Annotated in this window: 3 protein-coding genes; all 3 read left to right on the forward strand. The window is 64.0% G+C overall.

All coding sequences use genetic code 11. The features are described 5' to 3' along the window. A partial coding sequence (locus JOY90_RS29280) for a gamma-glutamyl-gamma-aminobutyrate hydrolase family protein (RefSeq protein ID WP_291694575.1) occupies positions 1 to 439 on the forward strand: 439 nt, incomplete at its 5' end. A 3-nt stretch (positions 440 to 442) separates the two neighbouring features. Next, positions 443 to 964 (forward strand): hypothetical protein, encoded by a 522-nt coding sequence (locus JOY90_RS29285; protein ID WP_291694576.1) that lies wholly within the window; start codon positions 443 to 445, stop codon positions 962 to 964. A gap of 2 nt (positions 965 to 966) precedes the next feature. Further along, positions 967 to 2,077 (forward strand): glycosyltransferase family 39 protein (locus JOY90_RS29290; protein WP_291694577.1); only part of this gene is annotated, 1,111 nt, incomplete at its 3' end.

A 2,077-nucleotide genomic window follows, 5' to 3' on the forward strand; every position in this document is an offset into this window, starting at 1 on the left:
CGGTGACCCGGCCGCCACCGGCGAATATGCCGTGCCGGTGATCCGCTCCCTCATCGACCGCTCCATCCCGATCTTCGGCATCTGCCTCGGCCACCAGATGCTCGGCATCGCGGTTGGCGGCAAGACCGCGAAGATGCATCAGGGCCATCACGGGGCCAATCATCCGGTGAAGGATGTCACGACCGGCAAGGTCGAGATCACGTCGATGAACCACGGCTTCGCGGTCGACAAGGACTCGCTGCCGAAGAATGTCGAGCAGACGCACTTCTCATTATTCGACGGCTCGAATTGCGGCATCGCCCTCAAGGACAAGCCGGTGTTCTCGGTGCAGTACCACCCGGAGGCCTCACCCGGCCCGCGTGACAGTCATTATCTCTTCCGCCGCTTCGCCGACCTGATGCGGGCTGCGAAAGACTCCGCGAAGCGCAAGATCGCCTGAGCGATGGCGGCGGGTGAGCCCCTCACCTTTCTGTTCGCCGATGACGGCTGGATTCCCAACAATCCGGCATGGCCGATGCTGGTCTATCGCGGCGGCATCGATCTCGCCGGCCATAGCGATCCGGCGCAGCGCATCGAGGCCGTGTTCGACGCGAATGGCTGGGGACGCGGAAGCTGGCGCAACGGCATTTTCCCCTACGTGCACTACCACTCGATGATCCACGAAGTGCTGGGCATTGCGCGCGGACGCGCCAAGGTGCGGTTCGGCGGCGACAAGGGTGAAGTCATCGAGGTAAAGGCCGGCGACGTTGCGCTACTGCCGGCCGGCACGGGACATCAACGGCTCGAGGGTTCGCACGACCTGCTGGTGATCGGCGGCTATCCGGCCGGTGGTACCTATAATCTCTGCCGTGGCAGCAAGCCCGAACACGACGAAGCGGTTGCGGTCATCCCGAACGTGCCGCGCCCGGACAGCGATCCGGTGTTCGGTAAAAATGGACCGCTGACGCGGCTGTGGGGCGCGTAAGAATGCTCGAACGCGCCTTTGCACGCTGGCACGACAGCGAGAACGCCACGCTCATCTTGCTGGCCTTGTTCGTCGTCGCGTGGACGGCGTTCCACACCATCGTCTTTGCGCCGATCGGTCTCCACTCCGACATGACCGAGGTGTTCAGCTGGAGCCGCCACCCGCTGGCCGGGTACTACAAGCACCCGCCGCTGAGCGCGCTGATCTGCACCGCGTGGTTTGCGATCTTCCCGGCGGCCGACTGGGCGTTCTACCTGCTGGCGATGCTGACGGCCGCGCTCGGCCTGTTTTTCACCGACCTGATCGCCAAGCGTTTCGTGGCGGATGCCAAGCGGCCGATGGTGCTGCTGCTTCTGCTGATGACGCCGTTCTACCAATTCATCGGTCAGAAATTTAACGCCAATGCGGTGTTGCTCGCGACCTGGCCGCTCGCGGTCTATTGCTTCCTGCGTGCGTTCGAGAGCCGCACGATATTGTGGTCGATCGCCGCGGGCCTTGCGGTCGCGGTCGCCATGCTCGGCAAATATTATTCGATCTATCTGATCGCCGGGATCGTGATCGGCGCGCTGACGCATCCGCAGGCGGGGCGCTATCTCAAATCGCCATCGCCATGGATCTCCGCCGCCGTCGGGCTGCTCGCCATGGCGCCGCATGTCGAATGGCTGTGGCGCACCGGATTCCAGACATTCGATTACGCCTACACCGTGCACGGCCAGCCTTCCGTCGTTGCGGTGCTGATGGGAATTACGGGTTATCTCGCCGGCTCGGTTGGCTACCTGCTGTTTCCGCTCGCCATTTACGGCATCGTCGTCAGCCCCAGCCGCCGGCAATTCCTCGACGCGCTGTGGCCGCGCGACGGCGACCGCCGCATGCTCACCATCATGCTGGCTGTATTTCTGCTGCTGCCGCCGCTCACCGCGCCGCTGCTGCGCATCGAGCTGACATCACTCTGGACGATGCAGAGCTGGTTCCTGCTGCCGATCATCCTGCTGGCGGCGCCGTCCGCCAAATTCCCGCGTCGCTCTGCGCTGCGGTGCGCCGCGGGGTTGCTGATATTCACGACCATCGCTGTCGTCGTCGCAGCGCCAGTACTCGCCTGGCTCAATTTCTCCC

This window comes from Bradyrhizobium sp. (assembly GCF_019242285.1).
Classification (GTDB): domain Bacteria; phylum Pseudomonadota; class Alphaproteobacteria; order Rhizobiales; family Xanthobacteraceae; genus Bradyrhizobium.

Bases quoted from the DNA above. Each gene is read 5' to 3' on its own strand.
- JOY90_RS29285 (WP_291694576.1), top strand. From the start codon at position 443: ATGGCGGCGGGTGAGCCCCTCACCTTTCTGTTCGCCGATGACGGCTGG.